General features: G+C 70.9%; 3 protein-coding genes. All 3 read right to left on the bottom strand.

Annotated elements, in window-relative coordinates; genetic code table 11:
• Positions 1-1000, bottom strand: a 1000-nt coding sequence (locus FV228_RS27370; RefSeq protein ID WP_147857389.1) for a carboxylate-amine ligase, incomplete at its 3' end; no start/stop codon positions are given.
• A 61-nt stretch (positions 1001-1061) separates the two neighbouring features.
• Positions 1062-1469 (bottom strand): dihydrofolate reductase, encoded by a 408-nt coding sequence (locus tag FV228_RS27365; RefSeq protein ID WP_050733992.1) that lies wholly within the window; start codon positions 1467-1469, stop codon positions 1062-1064.
• A gap of 63 nt (positions 1470-1532) precedes the next feature.
• A partial coding sequence (locus FV228_RS27360; RefSeq protein ID WP_147857388.1) for an SDR family NAD(P)-dependent oxidoreductase occupies positions 1533-2193 on the bottom strand: 661 nt, incomplete at its 5' end.

Here is a 2193-nt window from a genome sequence, read left to right as displayed (position 1 = left end):
TGACGATCGCCCGGGCGCGGGCGACGTCCGCGGCGCAACCGAGCGCGTCGGCATCCTCCGCCACCAGGGCCAGCACCGCCTCCAGCGCCTCGACGAACGGCACCGCCTCGCCCCGCGCCTCGTCGATCAGCGTCGCGCGTACGCCGCTGTGCTGGGCCCGCCACAGGTTTTCCGAGGCCAGGGCGCGCGAGACGCCGTCGAGTCCGGCATTCAGCGCCGGACGGCGCACGCACAGGCGCACCAGGCAGCGATACAGGGCGGCGATGCAGAACGAATCGTCGAGCCGGGTGCAGGCGTCGGCGATGCGCAGCTCCAGGGTCGGGAACTTGATGGAGGGCCGCAGCGACCACCAGAGAAAACTCGCATCCGCGATGGCGCCGGAGCGGGTCATGATCTCCACGAACCGGGCATGCGCGGCTGAGTCCGAAAAAATCTCGGGCAGTCCGGTGCGGGGCAACTCGCCGAACACGCTGAGCCGGTAGGCCATCAGCCCGGTCGCCTCGCCCTGCCAGAACGGCGAGGAGGCCGAGAGCGCCAGCAGCAGCGGCTGGAACGGCAGCAGCCGGTTCATCAGGTCGATCCGGGCGTCCGGGTCCGGCACCTCGACATGGACGTGCATGCCGCAGATCAGCGCCCGCCGTGCCGCGATGCCGACATCCGACAGGATGCCCTTGTACCGCTCGCCGTCCGTGGCGGTCTGGCGGGACCAGCGCGCGAGCGGATGGGTGCCGCAGGCGAGCAGGCTCAAGCCGTTCTCGGCCGCGATGCCGGCGAGCTGCGCCCGCTGGCCACCGAGATTGTTGCGCGCCGCCTGCGCGTCGTCCAGCGGCGGCGTGCAGACCTCGACCTGCGCGGCGACCAGCTCCCGCCCGGTCTCGGGCAGCTCCGCCTGCACCCGGGCATGGAAGCCGGCCAAGTCGCCCCGGGGCGTGCCGCGGGTCTCGGCATCGGCGAGGAAATACTCTTCCTCGATGCCGAAGCGGTAGCTGTGGGCGCTCATCTGCGTCTCCGGACACGCAACTCGCACGCTAACGCGCCGGGCTGCCCGAAGATGCCGCTCCTCAGGGCCGCAGCGCCCCGCCCACCAGCCAGGCCGGGTCGAACCAGCGGTCGGCCTCGCCGTCGTAGGGCAGGCGGGTGATGTCCCAGTTCTGGATGTACTTGGCGTAGACGTTCCACACCGCGATGCCGCCGCCGACAAAAATCCGCCGGCCGGGGTAGCGCTTGAGCACCTGCTCGGGATCCTCGTGACTGCGGATCACATCGATGGTGCGGTCCTTGAACGCGAAGTCCGGGACAGAGGCCACGGTCTTCGGCCCCGCGATCAGCACGTGGCCCATGGTGAGGGCGAAGAAGCGCGTCACGTCCTCCACGAACAGCGGGTCGGTATTGCCCTCCCAGGGCAGGTGCCCGTTCAGGCCGAGCTGGCCGCGCAGGCCGATCGCACAGATGCAGCGGACGTCGATCATCGTAAATCCCAAACCCTGCGGGCTCCGCCCGCAACCCGCCGGGGCCGCAGGCCCCGGACCCCTTTACTCGGGCGCGCGGAACTGCATCACCCGGTCGGTGGGGAAATCGTAGAGCTTGCCGGTCTCGGTCCAGTCCGGCGCGGCGAGCCGCACGAAGTGGGGAGCGAGATCCTCGGGGGTCTTGAGGGTCTCGGGATCCTCCCCCGGCATGGCCGAGCGGCGCATGCCGGTGCGCAGCGGCCCCGGGTTGAGCAGCATCGCCCGGATGGCGGTGGTCTCGTTCTCGGCCGCGTAGGTCCGCACCAGCGCTTCGAGGGCCGCCTTCGAGACCGAATACGGCCCCCAATAGGCCCGGCATTTCGAGGCCGCGCCCGACGAGACGAAGATCGCCCGGCCGGCATCGGACATGCGCAGCAGCGGGTCCAGCGAGCGGATCAGGCGCCAGTTGGCCGTGACGTTGACCTGCATCACCTGGTCCCAGACCTTCGGGGTGATGTGGCCGATCGGCATGAGGGCGCCGAGGATGCCGGCATTGCCGACCAGGATGTCGAGGCGCTTCCAGCGATCGTTGATCGCCGCGCCCAGCCGGTCGATCGCGTCGTAATCGGCGAGGTCGAAGGGCACCAGCGTGGCGCTGGACCCGGCCGCCCGGATGGCGTCGTCCAGCTCCTCGAGGGCGCCGACCGTGCGGGCCACCGCGACCACGTGGGCTCCGGCCCCGGCC

It is taken from the genome of Methylobacterium sp. WL18, from assembly GCF_008040015.1.
GTDB classification, from domain to species: domain Bacteria; phylum Pseudomonadota; class Alphaproteobacteria; order Rhizobiales; family Beijerinckiaceae; genus Methylobacterium; species Methylobacterium mesophilicum.
Note: the sequence above shows the minus strand (reverse complement) of the source record. Positions and strands in the feature narration are given on the sequence as shown.